General features: G+C 36.4%; 15 protein-coding genes. 1 reads left to right on the forward strand and 14 read right to left on the reverse strand.

All coding sequences use genetic code 11. The features are described 5' to 3' along the window. The first annotated feature begins 170 nt into the window (after positions 1–170). Positions 171–1544 carry an OFA family MFS transporter gene (locus B5D25_RS06435; protein ID WP_078787136.1) on the forward strand — a complete coding sequence of 458 codons (1374 nt, stop codon included), beginning with the start codon at positions 171–173 and terminating at the stop codon, positions 1542–1544. Positions 1545–1610: 66 nt separating this feature from the next. Here the strand turns inward: B5D25_RS06435 and B5D25_RS06440 are convergent, their stop codons facing one another. From B5D25_RS06440 to B5D25_RS06500, 14 genes are all read right to left on the reverse strand, one after another. After that, on the reverse strand, positions 1611–3542 hold the full coding sequence (locus B5D25_RS06440; RefSeq protein ID WP_078787137.1) for a fructose-1,6-bisphosphatase: 1932 nt from the start codon (positions 3540–3542) through the stop codon (positions 1611–1613). A gap of 90 nt (positions 3543–3632) precedes the next feature. Beyond that, positions 3633–4571 (reverse strand): hypothetical protein, encoded by a 939-nt coding sequence (locus B5D25_RS06445; protein WP_078787138.1) that lies wholly within the window; start codon positions 4569–4571, stop codon positions 3633–3635. A gap of 85 nt (positions 4572–4656) precedes the next feature. Further along, positions 4657–5130 (reverse strand): Cys-tRNA(Pro) deacylase, encoded by a 474-nt coding sequence (ybaK, locus tag B5D25_RS06450; protein ID WP_176755089.1) that lies wholly within the window; start codon positions 5128–5130, stop codon positions 4657–4659. Positions 5131–5139: 9 nt separating this feature from the next. Beyond that, complete coding sequence (locus tag B5D25_RS06455; RefSeq protein ID WP_078787140.1) at positions 5140–5322, reverse strand: DUF6472 family protein; 183 nt, start codon at positions 5320–5322, stop codon at positions 5140–5142. A gap of 26 nt (positions 5323–5348) precedes the next feature. Further along, positions 5349–7040: a molecular chaperone HscC gene (locus tag B5D25_RS06460; RefSeq protein ID WP_078787141.1), complete on the reverse strand. Its 1692-nt coding sequence runs from the start codon at positions 7038–7040 to the stop codon at positions 5349–5351. Between the two features lie 66 nt (positions 7041–7106). Continuing rightward, on the reverse strand, positions 7107–10853 hold the full coding sequence (locus B5D25_RS06465) for a J domain-containing protein (RefSeq protein ID WP_078787142.1): 3747 nt from the start codon (positions 10851–10853) through the stop codon (positions 7107–7109). A 123-nt stretch (positions 10854–10976) separates the two neighbouring features. Next, positions 10977–11633 carry a 3'-5' exonuclease gene (locus B5D25_RS06470; protein WP_159444097.1) on the reverse strand — a complete coding sequence of 219 codons (657 nt, stop codon included), beginning with the start codon at positions 11631–11633 and terminating at the stop codon, positions 10977–10979. Between the two features lie 426 nt (positions 11634–12059). Then, complete coding sequence (locus tag B5D25_RS06475) at positions 12060–13457, reverse strand: MATE family efflux transporter (protein WP_078787144.1); 1398 nt, start codon at positions 13455–13457, stop codon at positions 12060–12062. Positions 13458–13696: 239 nt separating this feature from the next. Next, complete coding sequence (locus B5D25_RS06480; protein ID WP_078787145.1) at positions 13697–15673, reverse strand: DUF885 domain-containing protein; 1977 nt, start codon at positions 15671–15673, stop codon at positions 13697–13699. A gap of 57 nt (positions 15674–15730) precedes the next feature. After that, a complete protein-coding gene (locus B5D25_RS12855) occupies positions 15731–15904 on the reverse strand; it encodes a hypothetical protein (RefSeq protein WP_159444098.1) in 174 nt (57 codons plus the stop codon). 202 nt (positions 15905–16106) lie between these two features. Further along, positions 16107–17462, reverse strand: coding sequence for a sensor histidine kinase (locus B5D25_RS06485; protein WP_159444099.1), 1356 nt, complete (start codon positions 17460–17462; stop codon positions 16107–16109). Between the two features lie 115 nt (positions 17463–17577). Continuing rightward, complete coding sequence (locus tag B5D25_RS06490) at positions 17578–18279, reverse strand: LytR/AlgR family response regulator transcription factor (protein ID WP_078787147.1); 702 nt, start codon at positions 18277–18279, stop codon at positions 17578–17580. A 176-nt stretch (positions 18280–18455) separates the two neighbouring features. Beyond that, positions 18456–19043: an ANTAR domain-containing response regulator gene (locus B5D25_RS06495; protein WP_078787148.1), complete on the reverse strand. Its 588-nt coding sequence runs from the start codon at positions 19041–19043 to the stop codon at positions 18456–18458. Between the two features lie 11 nt (positions 19044–19054). Then, on the reverse strand, positions 19055–20230 hold the full coding sequence (locus tag B5D25_RS06500; RefSeq protein ID WP_078787149.1) for a glutamine synthetase family protein: 1176 nt from the start codon (positions 20228–20230) through the stop codon (positions 19055–19057). Between the last annotated feature and the right edge of the window lies 1 nt (position 20231).

The following is a 20231-nucleotide window of genomic DNA, read 5'->3' on the forward strand; positions in this document are numbered from 1 at the left end:
CACGAAAAAACGCAATAAAAACATTTGACCTCAAAACCCTATATTTAACCCACCTGTTTATCAATTTCAAATTGACAAAAACCCGCAAAAAATGTATAAATGATAATGTATGCGCACAGACGGAACGAGGTCGTGTGCGCGCTTAAATTTAATAGGGAGGAACGTTTTCAATGAAAATTCCAGAAAACAAATGGTTACGTGCCGCTATTCCTGCACTTCTTCTTCACTGCAGTATCGGTACCGTATACTGCTGGTCAGTGTTCAGTCAGGAAATTTCCAACTACATTGGCTTCGAGAAAAAATCAGTTGAATGGGCGTTCAGTTTCGCTATCTTCTTCCTTGGTATGTCAGCAGCATTCCTTGGAAATGTAGTTGAAAAGGACATTCACAAATCATCACTCATAGCAACTATATGCTTCACTCTCGGTATGGTAGGAACAGGTTTCTTTATCATGTACGGCGGAGAGCACAGAGGCAGCAAACTAGCCCTGGTAGGAATCTATGTATGTTACGGTTTCATAATGGGTGTCGGTCTTGGTACAGGTTACCTTTCACCGGTTAAAACACTTATGCTTTGGTTCAAGGATCGTAAAGGTCTTGCAACCGGTCTTGCAGTAGCAGGTTTCGGTGCAGCTAAGGCTATCGCAAGTCCAATTATGACTAAGCTTCTTAATGCTTGGAAGGACGGAACAGAAACAACAGGAAACGTTGGCTCAGGTGTTTATAAGATGTTCTGGATCCTCGGCGGTGTTTATTTCGTAATGATGTTCGTTGGACATGTTCTTCTTAAGAAGCCTGAAGGATGGCATGAGCCTGCAGCAGGCGAGAAGAAGCCTTCTATCATGGAAACACTTAAGACTAAGCCAATCGGCAACTATGTTGGTATCTGGCTTATGTTCTATATCAATATTACTTGCGGTCTTGCACTTATCTCTCAGGAGAAGGCAATCGTAAAATGTATCGGTCTTGTTGCTTCAGCCGGACTTATCTCATCTGTATCTGCTATCTTCAATGCAGGTGGACGTCTTGGATTCTCAGCATGGGCTGATTCACTTAAGGACAGAAATACAATCTACAAACTTATTTTCATCATATCTATTGCATTTACAGGACTTGTAATGTGCACAAGCGGTATCGTTAAGGGCGATGGCAACAACCTTCTCATCTTCCTCGTACTCGCACTTGTATTCATGGTAAATGCCGGATACGGTGGTGGTTTCTCAAATGTACCTACTCTTCTTTCAGACCATTACGGAATGGGAAGCATCAGTGCGATCCATGGTATCACACTTTCAGCTTGGGGATTTGCAGGTCTTACAGGAAACCAGCTTGCTTCATATATCGTTGAGCACACAGGAAAGATGGTTCCATTTGAACATGATGGTGTTATGGAAATGATCAATCCACAGGGTTACCAGAATGTACTTATTGCAACAGGTATCCTTTATGTAATCGCTTTACTCGTTTGCTTCATTCTTGTTAGACCAAGCGGTAAGGCAGCTGAAGCTAAAGCAGCTAAGAAAAAAGCCAAAGCTGAAGCATAATAATTTTGAACAAACAAAAGAGTCGTTAGTTCATACGAGCTAACGACTCTTTTGTTTGCTGAAATATTATTTTTCTTTGATGATACCGTTTCTATATGCTTCAAGGAGTTCATTCAGGTCTTCGATAAATTTCTTTATCTCCGCTCCTTCATCCGTATCTTCCACAAGAAGTCTATGTTTCATCACCTCTGTTATCTCAATATCAGCAACATTTTCCTCACCCTTTACGTAAGGCTTATGTGCACCGAGGGCAAGATGATGGGAATTAAATATAAGTGTATATCCGGCAATTCCTGTTGTATTATGATAAGCCTTAGACATTCCTCCGTCTATAACATAAAGCTTACCGTTCGCCTTTACAGGTCTCTCACCTTTACTTACTTTTACAGGCACATGTCCGTTGATGATATGACCCTTATCTGGATTGATACCGAACTCGTCGAATATCTTATCTGCATATTTTTCTTCATGCGAAAGTGAATAATATGGATTGTATGGTTCATTCATAAGTTCCTTATCAGAAAGAAATACATGTTCAAATGTAGTTATCTTATCCTTTCCGAAAAGAGGTGAAACCGGACCGCACCATAGATACCACATCATATCAACCGCGTCCTGTTTTCTCTCATCCGTATCTTCAAGGAAATAAGCTTCATTTATCTTCCTTGTCAGATAGTCCATAAGATTCTTTCCTGAAAATGCTCCATCCTTTGTAACAAGTTCCATGAATTCTCCCTTCTTTGTCATTGGGATGCAACCATGGAAAAGCAGATTATTATTTCTGATAAGATATAAAGATCCATGTGTGTAAATGTATCTGATGTGATTATTGAGCTTCTCGGAATGCTTAAATGAATACTTAATAGTTCTCATAAGTTCTGCTTCACCCTTGGAGAGTTCATAAGGATTTTCCCTATCAACAGTCGGAAGGTTTATATCATTCATCGGATATTCTTTACCATCAATCTTTACAACGCCCTTATCGAAATCAATCTTATCAAGAAGAAGTCTGTCGGAAAGATTATATTCCGGATGCTTTTTGATGAGCATTCCTTCAAGTTTAAGCTGGATTATGGTTATTGCTTTACACATCTTTGCAGCAAGATCATAATCAACTTTATCATATTTATTCTTATCAAGAAGATGAGGCTTAAATGCATCGCAGTTATCATCTGCATATACTTCACTTGCAAACTGTGATAATGATCTGAGATTGATACCATATCCATCTTCAAGTACATCGAAACAGTTATAGCTTGTGGCAATCCTGAGAACACTTGCTATGCAGGCTTCATTTCCCGAAACGGCTCCCATCCAGCTAATATCATGATTACCCCACTGTATATCAACATAAGGGAAATTCATAATATCATCCATAACGATATCGGCACGTGGTCCTCTATCGAAAATATCGCCTATTATGTGAAGATGATTCATAAGAAGATTCTGTATAAGATCCGATAATGCCGTTACAAATGCATCTCCTGCTCCAACCGCGATAACCGAATCAATGATTCCTCTGTAATATAAACGTTTATTCTCATCACTTTCATTTACGTGGTAAAGTTCATCGATTGCATGTGCAAATTCTTTTGGAAGCATCTCTCTTACACGGGCTCTTGTATGCTTTACGCCCACAACTCTACAGATAGCGATAAGCTGGCTGATCGTTGTCCTATACCAATCATCGTCAAGTTCACCACCCGCCTTCTTCTTTGCAAGTACCTTCTTCGGATAAGCAATAAGTCTTGAAAGTTCTATCTGATCACTTTCCTTCATCAGACTTCCGAATGTCTCATCGACTTTACTTCTGACTACACCTGCACAGCTTCTTAAAAGATATCTGAATCCTTCATACTCACCATGAATATCCGAGAAGAAGTATTCATTACCTTTGGGCAACGAAAGCAGTGCCTTGCGGTTAATTATCTCCGCCTGAACACTGCTCTCACTCCTGTATTTTTCACTTAATAATTTTAAGTAATCAATATCTCTCATATATATACTCCATTATATTATTTATGAAGCCTCACATGGGTATATGCTCATGTGAGGCGAAACTTGTCACTTTTAGGAAACACATCAATTTTAGAAAAGTACCATGTAGCCGTAGCCACTGACTTTTTCATTGTCATATATACCACCGCATCTTACGAATTTATCATACATAGTAAATTCCAGATCGGCCGGTGACATTCCCTCATTGATATTAAATGCTGTCTTGCATTTTAGGGCAAATCTGTTGTCAAATGCATTGATATTTAACTTTAAGATAAGACCCTCTTTGTTCTCTTGATTCATATACTCGGTAATTGATTTCCTGAGAGGTTCAATATCCTTTTCATGAAAATCCATATGGATCATTATACCCAGCTGATCTATATGCTCATCCTTATGTGTAAAACTTCCGAGAATAAGTTTTCTTCCGTTTGTAAGAGAATAAAATGCAAACATAAAATGAGGTCTGTTCACATCTACAGCTCTATTTATCTTGAATTTCCTTGTAAGAATATTCTCAAAGTTTTGAGCATGTCTCACATAGAAAAGCTTTCCATGAATCTCATGATATTTATCATCTGTAGTAGCATGCCCTTCCGTAATACACTCAGGGTATGCATACGTATCTACTTTTCCACCTTCGACAGGTTTTCCAAATCGCTTTATTTGAATCTTTTCACATTTGAATCTGATGTTAAAGTCAAAGATTATTGTCTTATAATTAAAATATACACTTATCTCCTCACCAACATCCTTGATCTCGAATTTGTCTGTCCTTATAAGCAGACGATTCTCATCAAGTATTACTTCATCGGCAGAATAATCTATAATTTCTTCATCATACTGTCTTAATGTATCATCAAGAAGTGCAAAATAAACTCTGACCTTGTTCTCGCCAAATCTTGTTCCATACGAAGATACTCTGATCACATAATTAAGATTATGTCCGGCAAGATTAAAATCACCAAGAAGAACTATTGTGTCCTCAAAATAATTCTTTCGGATTGCAACATCAATCAGCTTACTCATGACTATCACCATCCCACTAACCGAATAAAGTATTATTTATACACTGCCCCCCTCGATTCAAACCATGCATTAAATATACTTATCACTATATAATATCAGCAAATTCCAGTTTTACAGTATTAGCTAAGTCTACAGGCGATAGTTCTACCTGAGCTCCCACTCTTCCTGCACTAACAAATATTGTATCATATTCTTTGGCAGTAATGTGCACAAAAGTTGGATACATTTTTTTCATACCTATAGGTGAGCATCCACCATGAACATAACCTGTAAGAGGAAGAAGTTCCTTTTGTTTGATCATGCTTACAGCTTTCTCACCTGCAGCCGAAGCCGCTTTTTTAAGATCCAGTTCAGCATTAACAGGTACAACGAATACATAATTCTTCCCTGACTTGCTGACTGTAACAAGGGTTTTAAAAACCTTTTCCACGTCCTCGCCAAGTATAGCTGCTATCTCTTCTCCTCGAAGTGTAGCATCCGGCTCATATGTATGACTGCTATACTTTACTTTCTTACTGTCGAGAACTCTCATAACATTTGTCTTTATGTCATTCTTCATAATAATAACCTACATCTGATGTCTGACCACTTTATATTCATCGCCATCTTTATAATAAGGGCATTCCTTAAAGCTGGTCTGCATTAAACGACCGTAATCGTCCTCATCCATATTTACATCGCATACATATTCTTCCATCTCATCATCGTAGACAAGATAACAGCATGTATCGCAATTTCCTGATTTAGCCATACGGTATCTCCAATCAAATATATTAATTACTTACCTTCCCATTCATCCATGAACTCAGTAAGTTTCTTTCTCTCCTGCTCTATAACTCTCTTATCCTGAGTACTGAGTGCAAGTTCGAATTTGTGAGTTGCATTTTCCAGAACTGCTCTGTCCTGTCCAAGGCTTTCCTCATATAACCTTTCCATCCTGAGAAGTACGAGCTTGTTCTCCTCCTGATCACGCGGATGAATCTTGAGATAAGCAAGTTCCTTAAGTCTTGCTTCAATCTCTTCGTCGGTCATTTCCGTATACTGTCCCTTAATGATACATCTTTCCTTCTGACCTGTAGAAACAGACTTAACTTCTACTTCAAGAATTGAATTAATATCATAAGTATATGTTACATCTATAGCTTCCTCACCGGCCTTCGCCTTAGGAACTTTTATCTCAAGAACACCAAGCAGAAGGTTATTCTTAGCAATTCGGCTTTCGCCCTGAAGAATATCAACTTTGATATGTTCCTGATTATCACTTACAGTATAGAGTCTCTCTGTACGGCTGGCAGGAATAACTGTATTTCTCTCAAGTATCGGACAGTAATGTCCACTCTCAAGATGATGATCTCCAAGATCAACCGTAACAGAAGTTCCAAGAGTAAATGAACATACATCAGTCATGATAACTTCACGTATTGATTCATTTCTTTCCTTGATAGCCCCCTGTATGGCAGCGCCAAGTGCAACTGCTTCATCAGGATTAATACTTGTATCAGGAAATGTCTTAAAGAGCTTACTTACAAAGCTTCTGATGCTTGTCTGCTTAGTCGCACCACCAACAAGAACAATCTTATTGATATCTGAAATCTTGAGCATCGCATCGCTGAGTGCTCTTTTAACCGGAATCCTTATTCTTTCAAATAAATCTTCGCAGTCTCTCTCATACTGTGACAGAGTTATTGTTGTCTCAACTATGCTGTCACCAATATGACATTTCATTACGGCCTCAGCTTCATCAGATAAAGTAATCTTAGCTTTTTCCGCTTCTCTATGTACATTTTCACGTTCTTTTACAGAAAGTTCATCCTTATTGATGCCAGGATTTTTCTCATAAAATATCTTCTCGATAACATTTGTAAAATCCTCGCCTCCAAGATAATTATCACCTGCTACCGCACGTACTTCAAGGATAGGGTGAAAATAATCAAGTATCGACACATCAAAAGTTCCGCCTCCAAGATCAAATACAAGATTCTTTGCAGGCTTATTATCACTTGTTAGACCATACGCAATTGCTGCAGCAGTAGGTTCACTTATGATTCTTTCTACCTTGAGTCCGGCCATTTCTCCGGCTCTCTTGGTAGCTTTTCTTCTAACATCATTAAAATATGCAGGAACACTTATAACAGCTTCCGTAACCTCTTCTCCAAGGAAAACCTCAGCATCCTCTTTAAGAGATTTAAGAACAAGTGATGATAATTCAACTGCTGTATATCCTTTACCGGACAATACATATTTCTTATCACTTCCCATATCCCTTTTAAATACACTTGCACATGTATCAGGATAAAGGGCCATACGTTCCTTTGCAGTTTCTCCTATATATACAACGCCTTCGGAATCTATACTTACGACAGACGGAGTAAGTCTTTTACCTAATCTGTTAGGTATTATAACCGGACCGTTTTCGGTATAGTATGCCGCAAGGCTGTTAGTCGTTCCCAGATCAATTCCTATGATCAATTTTATCGTCCTCCAGTATCTATATTCCTGACAGACATATTATCATAAAATAAATCTAATTTCATCCTATCTGTCATATAATTCTTTGGCACCGTTCAAAACCTCGAGAGAATTAACTACCTCGACATCGGTATCCACAATATTATCCCTGATATAGGTATAATATTTTATCGCGTCATCCTTACGTCCTTCACTCTCACTGATCTTTGCGAGAAGGATATAATTTTCATAATATTCGCAACATTCGCTACTCTTATCTCTCGGCAGATTCGGAACCTTATCAAGAAGTTCAAATGCCTTTTCTCTCTCTCCGAGAAAATAATACATTGCAGCCGCATCTACATGTCTTACTTGTCCTTTTATCTCATAGCTAATGTAATTCTCAATACTTCCTCTTTCTTTTATTACCCTGTCCTTAAATTCCTGAGCCAATCTTTTGGCTTCATCTTTTCTTCCGGACATATAATATACTTCAGCCGCATTTAAATATTGATCAGCTACCCATAATTCGGATATATCACCATTTTCATTATTGGTAATTTTGAAATAATCAAGCAGTTTATTATAACATTTTATAGAAGTCTCATAATCCCTGATATACAGCATATGCTTTGCTATCATACATAAAGCGGAACTCTCATCACTATATCTTTTGAGATTACTCATTACTTCATCCTTATCATAAGGCTTTGAAATATTAATATGATGTTTAAGAAGCCCTCTTATATCTTTTGCCTGTTTCTTATACATACTGATATAACCTGCTGCTACATAAAGATCCATAACAGTAAGCTCATAATCGATCATATCGCAAATATTATATTCTTTAGGCGGCCAGCATTTTTTAATAAGCTTATATGTAAAGAAATTACTTATTGATGAAACATCATTATCTTTACCCGCATATTTCTCCCTAAACATAAGATATGACTTGGCATAATATTTGATACCATCAGGAAATTCTTTCATCTTCTTATATAATCTGGCAATCTTCTCATAATGTTTAGCAGATTTTATATTATATTTGTCGATGCAATTCAAGGCAAATTCAACTGCTTCAGCATATTTTTTCTGAATTTCCAGGCACTGTATATAATTAGACTCCAGAGCGGTATAATTCCTCTGTGTATTTTTTTCGATACCTTTTTTAAATGTTTCTTCAGCTTCCTCAAAACGGTTGAGCATAACAAGTGCATAAGCCTTTGCATTATATCCATATATATCATCCGGATATTCTTCAACACATTTTTCCGCAACTTCAAGAGCATCTTCAAAACGGTAAGCAGCCTCATATGCCAGTGCGAGAGAAACATAATAATATGGGTCATCATCACCTTCCAAAGCCATCTTTGCATGTTCGATAGCTTTTTCCACATACTGCTTCTCCTGCTTATCATTATGCAGATTCATAAAATGATCTGAGAGAGCATCCTGAGCAGGGGAATAATTAGGAACTGCTTTTACAGCTTTATAAAGCTGATCGATGGATTCTTCATTTCGTCCCATCTTTTTCAAAAGATCACTGTATTCTTTATAAACATATGGATTATTCGGGAAACGTTCTTCCATATCTTTATAAATCTGTTCCTTCTCATTATCCTCTTCTGTTATATCGATTTTGAGCCAATAGACATTTATATTCTTGTCATTATCTTTCATGCCTTTTTCAACGCATTTTAAAGCCTTTTCAATGCAGATGGTTCTGTCTTCTTCTTGCTCTTTAGATTTCTTAACAAGTGCATTTCCATAATTCGCATAAAATGAAGCCCTGTCTTTCGGATTATAAAAATCCATTCCCTTTAATTCAGGATCATTATTTTGTTCCTCAGGACTAGCAAGGCATTTATCTATTTTTTCATAGATCTGGCTATATATAAGAATTGCCTCCGTAACCTTATTCTCAACCAGATATCTACCGGCGATCTCAGCACTTAGTCTGAAGCTGTCAACTCCATTTTCCTTTGCCTTATCAATAACAAAGTCAAAATCCTGAAAACGCTTATAAATGCAATAAATCTTTGCAGCAAATACATATGCAGGACTGTAATCCGGAATTGAATTCATTAGATAATAGAAATCATCTATAACCTGCTGAGCCCTATGGAGATAAAATGCTGCCTCCTGTCTTCCTGCCACTGCAAAAAGATATTTATCATCCTCTTCTACAAGCTGATCATAGATATCATATGCTTCATTATATTTGCTGTTATCAAGATAAAACTGTCCCAGCGCTCTTCTGTATGTGATCTTTTCACGATCATTTGTACAATACTCAATAGCGCTTTTCAGATTCTTTTCTATCTTGTCGATATCATTTTTAGCCACATCACATATAGCCATCATATAGAAACTGTAACCTACTCTTCTAAGACGTTTCTTATCTTCATCAGAAAGCTCAGCTTCATTTTTATCTTTTAGATCTGCATGTATATTCATCAGCATCTCATGCCAATGTTTTACATAACTTTTGGCCTTTTCATATTTTTCTTCTCTGACAAGGCATCTCGAATAAAGATTATAATAATTATATTCATTCTCCTCATCAGGCGTAAAACCATCAAGAAGTTCATATACTTCATCCATCTTGTCTTCACGAAGTTTACACCAGCCAAGCTCGATCTTAGCATGCTGATCCTCCGGATTTTCTTCCAGCATTTTGGAATAATAATCAGACATCTTAGAATCGATGAATTTTCTGGTATCATTAAGAAGAATACTTGCATCATTCTTCTCTACAGCAGAAAGGATACAGTCCTCTGCCTCTTCGACTTTATTCTCAAGATAAAGATATTCTGCTTTCGCAGCTATTCCGAAAGCATAATTATTATTCATAATGAAAAGCCTGTCCAGCGCATTTTTATATAATCTGAAATCTTCAACAGTACCCGGATTATTAATCTCTTCCCTGAGAAGAATATAAAGCGAACTTCCTACAGCCATGAATCCAATCTCATCAAGTCGTGAGTCATCAAGAAGGAATTTGGCTATCCTTACGGCTTTATCATTCTCTCCCGAAACTGCATATAAAAACATCTTATATGATGCTTCAAGCGGTGAAAAAACCTCATAATCACTCATGGTGATAAGGCTCTGCTTCATCTTTTCAAGATATGAATCTCTATCGCCGTCATCAATATACGAACTATCATAATTTGAAAAATAATTGGTAAGCGAAACCGCAAGTCTTATATAACGGTCATCTGCATTATCTACACCCTCAGGATCCATACAGCCTTCACCGCTAAGAGGTAATTCTCTTATAAATTCATATTCTTCCTTATCCCTTATATAAAAGAGCTTATCGTAAGGGAAGAAGTTTTTATTCTTGATATTGTAAATAACGTATGAAATAAAATCAGGCGGAAAATCTCTGCAAAGTTCATCCTCATCCTGAATAATACCGAATTCTTCTTCGAATTTTTCCCACATTTCAGCCGAAAAACTGTAATGCTTCATTAAGTAAACGAGCAGTTCTTTTCTAACCTCGTCTACCGTATCAAGCCCTGTTATAAGAGGATCTGAAAACCATTCCTCCCACGCTTTAAGATCATTTCTTGTATAAATATTGTTATACAGATCATCAACTTTACGTATAATCCTTTTCACAGGATTATCATCTTCTGTATCATTATCCTCAGCGGAATTTTTATCTTTATTTATTTCTTCCAAAGCTTTATCAAAAGCTTCTCTGAGCCTCTTGAATCCTTCCGGATCATCCTCAGGATTGGTCACAAGAAGCTTCTCTCTATATGCATCTCTTATTATCTTTTCGTCTTTTGTGGGTTCTATACCCAAAATGTCAAAGTGAGTCATTTTATCCCCTTTTATCTGTAACCTATTACAGTTATTTTCTTATTATCCGTTGCCTATTACAGTTATTTTCTTATTATCTGTAGTCTACTACGGTTATTATCTTTTTATCAGTAATACTTACAGCTATTCATCAAATTTTATATTATCAAAAAGATCGGCCAAGGAATATTTAAGCTCTTCCGGCTTCGAATCTTCATGTGCTGTCTTATAATACGGATTAAGTTTAAAGTCCGTTTCAGTTTTCATTTTTGCAAATAATAAGGCAGTATTATATGCATCGCAAAGCCCGTCATGGGCATGTCCCTCGGTCACAATATCAGTTGCAATCAAGGCTTCTTCCAAAGAATAATTTTTCCTCATTTTCATCTTTTCCGAAAAAAGAGGCTGGCAGTCGTACCAGTTTTCATACAGATCATTCATTCGTTCAATTCTGATCTTCTTTTCCTCGAGTTCATGAACCAATTGATATTTGTCGGATTTACTCCATGATACCATAGTGACTTCACCTTCCGGCAGCCACGCTAAAAACTTAGAAAGTACTTCGGATATTCCTTCTGCATTTTCAACATCCGACTGACTTATACCTGTAAGATCCTTTATAAACTTGTCTATACGTCCATACTCCGGACGAACATAACTGCTAAATTTACTTAAGATTTTATAGTCATCATCCATTGAAGCCGCACCGATCTGAATGATCTCATTTTTATAATGATATTCTTTTCTGTTATCTTTCGAGACGTTACACATCTCAAGATCAATCACAACAAAACTCCCCATCAGAATGCCTCCGTTTTTTATCGACATATCCCCCATTTTCATTGCAACCAAGTGACTTAGATTATATCATAAATCCGCATATATTTACAACAAAATGGCTGTAAGGCAGAGACCTGAAAATCTCTGCCTTACTAAGTGTTCAACCTGGCCCGCATCACATGCTCCCCTGCACGGACCTTGTAGTTCTAACCTTCACTTTAAAACTATATATCAACTTTGAACCAGGTATCTAATTAAGCATTTAATGGCTAACATCCCCAAAGAAATACATTGGCGAAATATTTCTCCGGGGATGTCGGTTATGTTCGGGGGGGTAAGCTATAAGTTAGCTTGTATTTAATTTATCATAAGGGCAAGTATTTTAACATACATGCGAATTTGCATTTTTTGCACTTTTTCTTTGCATTTTATTTTTTGTTGTCAATTTTACTTTACAAAGTCCATTTTTTGCATATGTTTCATGAATTTCTTCCGTATGATCATATAACATACCACGTGAGCGCATATGGTTAATGCCCAGGAAACAGGATAGGTTATGTAAATCATAGACGGACGATGGAAAATCTTCATCTTAAAAAATGTCTCTAACCAGAATATTCTAAGTCCACATGCTCCAACCAGTGAAACTATCATAGGAAGAATAGAATATCCAAGCCCTCTTATTGCTCCTACAAGAACATCCATTATTCCGCATAGGAAATAAGTTCCGCATACGACGATAAGTCTGTTATATCCGGCTTTTATTACCAAAGAACGCTCAGCATTGTTACGAGTATATATCTTTAAGAGTTGATTTCCCGAAAGAACTACTGCACCTCCGAGCACCAGTCCTACAACAAATACAGCGATAATACCTCTTAAAAGGATTTTGCCGGTTCTGTCATATCGTCCTGCTCCAACATTTTGACTGGTAAAAGAAAGGGTTGCCTGATGAAAAGAATTCATTGCAACATATACAAATCCTTCCAGATTCTGAGCCGCCGCATTTCCCGCCTGAATGATCGATCCGAATTTATTGACTGATGATTGTATAACAACATTTGAAAGTGAGAATAAAGTTCCCTGAAGTCCGGCAGGTATTCCGATCAAAAGAATCCTCTTAAATGAATCCATATCTATCTTCAGTTCACCCGGAATAAGCTTTATATCACTTTCTTCTTTCATGAGACATATGACAACAAGGATTGCTGACATAAACTGTGATATAACAGTTGCAATTGCTACTCCGGCAACACTCATTTTTAAACAAATAACGAAGAACAGATTAAAGATAACATTTACAACTCCTGCTATTGATAAGAAAATGAGTGGTCTTCTTGTATCTCCGACAGCTCTTAAGACAGCACTTCCGAAGTTATAGATCATCATAGCCGGAAGTCCTATAAAATATATCTTAAGATAAGTTACGGAAAGATCTATAACATCACTTGGACAATCCATGATAATGAGTATATTCTCTGCGAAAAGCATACCGACTATCATAAGTATTATTCCGCCGAAAAATCCTATAACAAGGGATGTATGAACAATCTTTCCGGTATGTTCCGTATCCTTTGCGCCCACAGCCTTTGCTATAAGAACGTTGGTTCCGACGCTTAAACCAATAAAAAGATTTGTTAAAAGATTTATAAGGGCACCATTTGACCCTACCGCAGCAAGCGCTGTTTTACCCGCAAATTGACCAACCACCACAGTATCTGCCGCATTAAATAAAAGCTGCAAAATACTTGAACACATCAGTGGAACCGCAAATAAAATCATCGTCCGAAGTATCGGTCCATTTACCATATCCAGTTTTGATCCACTAGAATTTTTCTCATCCATAACTTTCACCTGACCATTTAATTCATTTGTCTTTAGGATCCGATCTATATATTTTCCTGATCACACACCAATAGTTTTACTTATATATTTACACCTATATTTCCCTAAAAACAATGATATTTAGAACTTTTATACCATCTATATAAAAAAAACAGTTTTCACTGTAAATATCTATATCATATTACTGATAATAAATATTTTCAGTGAAAACTGTATCATGAATCTTACTTTTTTTATGATTATTTGCTCAATGTCTCATTTATGTACTCATCAACCTGTTCTTTAAGTATATCGTAATAACATGGGCCTGCATCAAGAACTGCTTTATGATACTCTACAATATTAAATTTGTCTCCAAGCTTCTCTTTTGCGTATTCTCTAAGATTTCTCATTTCATTATATCCCTGTGAATAGCTGAGCAGCAGTCCCGGATCTCCGGCAAGAATACCTTTTCTCTGCTCTTCAAATGCTGCAACCATCTGATTATACTCATCAGAACCTTCTTCTAATGCATTTATATAATGCACATCACTGAGGTATTTTACCATATCTTCGGCGCTCCACCCTTCATAGTTTACGCCCAGTTCTATTCGTTCATTGATAAGATAATTACGCTCATCATTAAGTCTGAAAAGTGTACCGATTACAGCATCATTTTCCATATCAGGATAGTCATAATCGTCATATGCATTGTAACTTGCATAAACAGCCCATCCTTCAATATATCCAAGTGGAAGACTGATCTTCCTGAGTTTACTTGCATCAGTTGATCTGAAGTAATTAAACTGATACATATGTCCCGGACATCCTTCGTGAGTAAGTGTTCCCCACATTCCACTTGATGTATTGGAATTAACCCTTATGATGTTATTATCAGGTTCATCAAGTGTAGGTATCAGGTAATACGCCAGAGTATTTGATAATATTTTTGATGATACTTCCGAAAGATAGCTTGCCTTAAACTGCATCTTATCGATAACAGGATAATTATCAAGTGTCTTATCCATGGCAATATTTACTATCTCTTCTACATCTTTTGTATCAATATCCTTAAATGCATCCTGCACATGATTATAGAAATATTCCGTTTCATCAGGATACTGCTCAGCTATTGTTGACATTTCATCGGCAATTTCTTGTGCACGTTTGTCAAATTCAGCGCAAAGTTCGTCTCCTGTCTTATCAGTAGAAGCAAAATAAGGAATGATATATTCATTATAGTAATCCTTACCGTTCTCGTATTCTGCAACAGCCTTATTTACTGACTGACTCCTTGATTCTTCAAGAGTTTTCTTGATCGTTTCGTATCCTTCGAAGACATTTTCCATGGCTTTGACATTTTTCTTTTTATACTCTTCTTTCTCATCAGCAGTAAGGAAATCCGCTGCGTCAATCTTTCCGTTGAATTCTACTATGACATAGTTATTTTCTTTTTCAGCAAGAAAATCATCACACTGTGTTATAGCCCTGTCAATCATTGCCTCCGGTAAGACATATCCTTTTTCATTGCGCCATTTTTCATATTTTACATTCTGATCAACATAGTCAGGATATTTATTCATAAGTTCAATGTAATCATCTACATCTTCTTTATTGTTGAATCTATATTCCATAAGAGCTTCACCGGTTTCTGCCTGAATCCCTCTTCCCGGGAAGAATGGTGATATAAATTCGCTATACTTTATTCCGGCCTTTGTTATCTCAAGTTGTCTTTTATATACTAAAAAAGTCAGATATTCATCTTCGGTAAGTTTTGCCCCTTCAAATTTGATAAGCTTATCATACGACTCTTCAATGCCCTTAAGTTCGTTCTCAATCCATTCTTCTACTGTGTCGCCAACCTTATCTTCGTCCCATTTTACGTCCTTAGGTTTTGTTATACCGAAGTTGTCACCATTAGTAATGCAGTCATGATATGCTATTGTACTTGAAGTAACCTGATTTACAAATTCTTCATCAATATATTTTTCGAAATCATCATTCTTCTTATCCGCATAGCTGACTGCTTTTATTATGGATGAATCGCCTGATGAAGCAAATTCTGTTGTAGGTATTTCAATATCTTCACCTGTAAACTGACTTTCCGTTACAACATTTGCTTCTTTATTATCTTCAACCTTTTTAGAATTTTTTCCTTTTTTTCCGCATCCAGCTGTTGCCATGAGCATAGCAACAAGAATTAAAGAAATTCTACCCTTAATCTTCTTCTTAAACATATTATACTTTTAACCTTTCGCTTATGATATGAAGTCCCCACTTCATCAACATATAAATTACTTTTTGTTTTGTTTTGCTTTAATTGCCTTCACTAAAGTTCTTTTCCTAACCTTCTTTTTCCTCGATTTGTTGTCAACATTCTTCAATGCTTTAGCCTTCATGGCTTTTTCATAGAGTTCTTTTCGAAACCCTTCAGAATAGTCAGGAACCGAAATGATCGTATCTTTCAACATCAGCCTCCTTCATTTTTATTTCCCATGTGTAATGCTACGTCTTAACGACAATCAGATAATAACGAACGTTCACTTAAAATAGTTTATTTTGTCGTAATCAGTAAAAATTCTGTCGTAAAATGTATTTTAACGTTCGTTAACCAGTGTAGCGCAAAATGTTTTCTGATTCAATACCGGATCAAAAAACTAAAGAAAATCTTTATACAATTTTTGTTTCTCTTGGAATCATAATCGTAAGATTAAAACTATATTTATCTTTGTCGGCTTTAATCATACCACCATACTTCTTGACAGTTTTTCTCATGCTCTGTGTTCCAAAGCCATGGGAATCCTTGTCATATTTTGAAGTAAACTGTCTTTCACCTTCAAACAGTTTTTCAACATCAAGGTTAGAATCATCAATATTGGAGTTTGATAATTTAACGATATAGAACATATCATTTCTTTTGATATTCATTTTAATCCATTTATCAGCGCCCTTAGGAAAAGTCTCGCAGGCTTCTATAGCATTGTCAAATGCATTGGCAAAAAGATTACAAATATCCATAGAACTCATAGGCATTCCTCCGTCTATAACTCCATCGGAAGTATACTCTATATCCTTCTCTTTCATGGTTGCTACTTTCATTAGTACTATACTGTCAAGCACTTCGTCACCTGTAACATATTTTGGTGACAGCGATGAAACATTGCCTATCAATTCTTTTAGGTAAACTTTTGCTTCTTCTGTTTTATCATTCTCAAGCATCATATTAAGAAGTGAAAGATTATTTACTATATCATGTCTGAATGCTCTTGTTTCGGACTGAGCATTTTTATACTGTCTTATATATTCAAGCTGAGCATCAAGATAGCATTCCTGCTTTTCATTTTTCTCCTTAACACGTCTTTTCATAATGCCTAAAATGATAATGATAGGCACACCAATAGAAAGCATAAGTAAAAGGAAGGCAGTAACCATTCCCTTTGCACGCTCATGCCTGATACCATCAAAATAACTTGTGAAAGGAAGTGCAGGAACAATATAAAGAACAATTGTCCAGATCACAAAATATAAAACATATTTGAGATCTATCTTAATAAAGAGTTTTCTCTTATAAAAACCGAAATATAAAACACAAAAGAATATTACTCCACATACAATATCTATTATGATATATCCTCTTCCGTCAGACATCGGGTCCGAAAGTGATGAACTTGCTGTATCAAGTTCCATACCCATAAAATATGTATATACATATGTTACTATCTCGCCCTCATAGAGCATCAAAAACAGAGCCGCAACAGCACTTTGAATAGTCCTTAATACCTTCTTTTCTTTATAAACAGATAAGAAGAATATCAGTCCCAGAGCAATGATAGTGATGATATTAAATATATCGACCACATATTCATAAAAAACCAGATCATCCATACTTGTGCCGATTTTATTAAGCCTGTATATAACAAGATATGTCGCAACATCAGCTGCCACAACGAATAATATCCATGAAACAGCTATATTCCTTTTGGCTTTTTTAGAAAACTCTATCTTACATCCCAAAAGGCAACCCATACAAAGAATCACCTCTAACAGTGTCAAACCAAAATTAAAATTAGCAACAGATGTATATATCCCTATCTCGATTAATCTTTTTAATCCATAAGCCCCCATGTTGTCCACTCCATTGTTATATTGATGTATCTTCTATGTATGTATATAAAGCATTTTTCAAATTAACAATATTTTTTCTACTGATAGGAATCGTATTTCCGTCTTTCATAACCGCATCGGTTTTTCCAACTCTCTTAACCTTTCCAAGAGAGATCAGATAACTTCTGTGGCACCTGAAAAATCCATAAGGAGCAAGTTCTTTCTCATATTCTGATATATTAAATCTTACAAGATGATCTCCATTTATGGTATGGATTGAAATATACTGGTTCTGAGCTTCCATGTAGATAATATCATCAATATTGATAAGTATATCATCTCCGTCTTCTTTGATACGAAGCTGATAATTCTTCTTTGCCTTATCGGAAATAAATCTAAAAACCTCAATAAGTTTATTTTCATCAACAGGTTTTGTCAGATATCTGAGTGCATTAACTTCATATCCTTCAAGTGCATATTCCACATGACCTGTAAGAAAGATAATATAGACACTTTCACTTAAAGATCTTATCTTTTTAGCTAAAGTGATCCCATCCATCTCAGGCATTTCAATATCAAGAAAAACAACCTCATAAGGTTTTCTCATAAATGCTTTAACAAGTTCTCGTCCATCCGAAAAGCAGTCTACCAGAATATCCAGACTGTTGAAATTAGATTCTATCCTTTTTTTCACATCGAGACGATATCTTTCCTCATCGTCACAGACAGCTATCCTCATATCTTTCCCCTTTTTCACCCTAGAAACATCAATCCAAAAAAACCAAAGATTAAAGAACAATCTTATATGATCCGGTCATTATGAATTCACGCATTTACTATGCCTCAGTATATGTTATGAATTATCCCGTGTCAAACAAAAAACCCCTCATTTAAATCAAATGAGAGGTTTAATAATTATGTCATACTATCAATTATATCTTCCGCAACCAGTTTTCTTGTAAGACCTTCGTCCATCGCGCGCTTACCTATATATCTATGAGCTTCGGCTTCATTCATGCCTTTCTTCTCAATAAGAAGACATTTTGCTCTACTGATAATCTTCAGTTCCTGAAGTTTTCCTTCAAGTTCATGCTCTCTCTGTCTTGCCTTGTGGAATCTTTCCTGTATAGCTATCAGATATTTAAGCGCTCGCTTAAGCATCTCATATTCCACAGGTTTTGACATTACCATAACTCCGTAATTAGTTACATATTCCGATATATCTCCCGTAACTTCGCTCGGAGCTATCATAAGAACAGAGGATGAATGAGAAGTACAGATATCAAGCGCAAACTGATGTCCCAATTCATCAGGAAGAGGGGAACATATAACCACAATATCATATGGTCTCTCCATGAAGAGTCGCCTTGCCGCTGCAGCACTTCTCTTAATCTCGATGGACGTAAAATTTTCTCCGGAAACGGCTTTTTTTACTATCGTATTAAATTGCTCGGTTCCGCCGACGATCATTATCGACTTCTGCCTTATTGTATCTTTTGCCATTCCGGTACACCTTAAACTGTTGTATATATCTTAATTAATTCCTCCGGTAAAATGCTCTTTATAAAATTACTTTCTCCAGCTATCTGAGCTGCTTCTTTCTTTGACTGAGGTAAGAATTGTCCCTTCTCATCATTTACGGCAGGTAATTCTATCTTATTCTCGATACCGTAAAGTCCTGCATGTATAAGAAGTGAATAAACAAGATAAGGATTACTGAGTGCATCAGGTGAACGAAGTTCAACTCTTGTCTTACCCATATAATTATCTATATGAATAAGTTCAGTATCTCCTGTTTCAGACCAGTTTACTCTGTCAGGTGCAGTACCGCTTCCGAATCTTGAATATGAGTCAGATGCAGGATTCATAAATACTGTCATCTCTCTGATTTTTTCCATGATTCCCGCTGCAGCATATTTGGCAAGATCTTCGCCATTATCATCATTAACATAAAGATTGATATGATAACCATTTCCCGGTTTATCTTTAATCGGCTTTGGAGAAAAATCAGCCACAAGTCCGTTTCTGTCAGCGACTGTATTTACAACCATCTTAAATGTTGTCATCTGATCGGCTGCTTTAAGAGGATTACCATAATGGAAATCAATCTCATTCTGTCCCGGTCCTCTCTCATGATGAGATCTTTCAGGTGTAAGACCCATCTTTTCAATGGTAAGACAGATTTCTCTTCTTATATTCTCACCCTTATCAAGAGGTGCGATATCCATATATCCGCCATTATCATATGGCTCATCTGTTACATTTCCTTCATCATCCTTCTTGAAGAGATAGAACTCCGCCTCAGAACCGAATTTGAAATTAATTCCGGCCTTCTTGGCTTTCTCCATCGCATCTTTAAGAATATATCTGCTATCCTGACTAAAGTTTTCTCCGGAAGCTGTATATACATCGCAGAAAAGTCTTATAACTCTTCCGCTGTCCGGTCTCCATGGAAGAACGGCCATTGTAGTAGGATCAGGTTTAAGATAAAGACTTGACTCTTCGCTGTCTCTGAATCCTGCTATCTCTCTGGCATTTATAGGTATTCCAAATTTACATGCTTTTGCTATTTCACTTGGCATAACAGAAATATTCTTCTGAATTCCGTAAGCATCTCTGAATGCAAGTCGAATGAACTTAGCATCTTCCTCCTCTATAAATTCAAGTATCTTTTCAAGACCGTTATCCATA

The sequence above is a fragment of the Eubacterium ruminantium genome, assembly GCF_900167085.1.
Classification (GTDB): domain Bacteria; phylum Bacillota; class Clostridia; order Lachnospirales; family Lachnospiraceae; genus Eubacterium_Q; species Eubacterium_Q ruminantium.